General features: G+C 69.0%; 2 pseudogenes. Both read left to right on the top strand.

The features are described from left to right. Positions 1–114: pseudogene (locus CCL05_RS46950) on the top strand (ABC transporter substrate-binding protein); the annotation flags it as partial. 129 nt (positions 115–243) lie between these two features. Then, positions 244–487, top strand: a pseudogene (locus CCL05_RS43110) (two-component system response regulator); the annotation flags it as partial.

Below are 487 nucleotides of genomic sequence, written 5' to 3'. Positions count from 1 at the left end.
GGCCCTGAGACGGTCGAGAAGGTGCTCAAGGCGTTCAACCCCAACATCAAGAACGCCAAGATCGACCTGAGCCAGACCTACACGACAGAGTTCGCGAAGAAGGCCACGGGCTGACAGCCGAAACGGCCCCGGACTGACTGCCTAGGCGCGGGTCGCCCACACGTAACGGTGTTCCGGGCGGCCCGCGTCGCCGTATTTCAGGGTCAGCCTGGCCCGTCCCGTGCGCTCCAGGAGCTTCAGATAGCGCTCGCCGGTCTGCGCGCCAAGCTGGAGGCGTACGCGGAGTTGCGCCGTACCCTCGACGGCGGCGGGGAGGCGGAACAGGCCGAGGTGGACCGTATCTTCGGGGCGCTGTCGGCCCCCTCCGAGCCGGATCTGCCCAAGGGGCACTCCCCCACCACCGCGGAACTCGTCCGTCAGGCCCTGATGAACGCCGACGGGCCCCTGTCCGCCCAGGAGATCGCCGAACGGACCGGGGTGAGCCGCC

Origin of the sequence: Streptomyces africanus (genome assembly GCF_002150735.1) — a bacterium.
GTDB lineage: Bacteria > Actinomycetota > Actinomycetes > Streptomycetales > Streptomycetaceae > Streptomyces > Streptomyces africanus.
The sequence above is the reverse complement of the archived record's forward strand: the minus strand, read 5'-3'. Positions and strand labels throughout refer to the sequence as shown.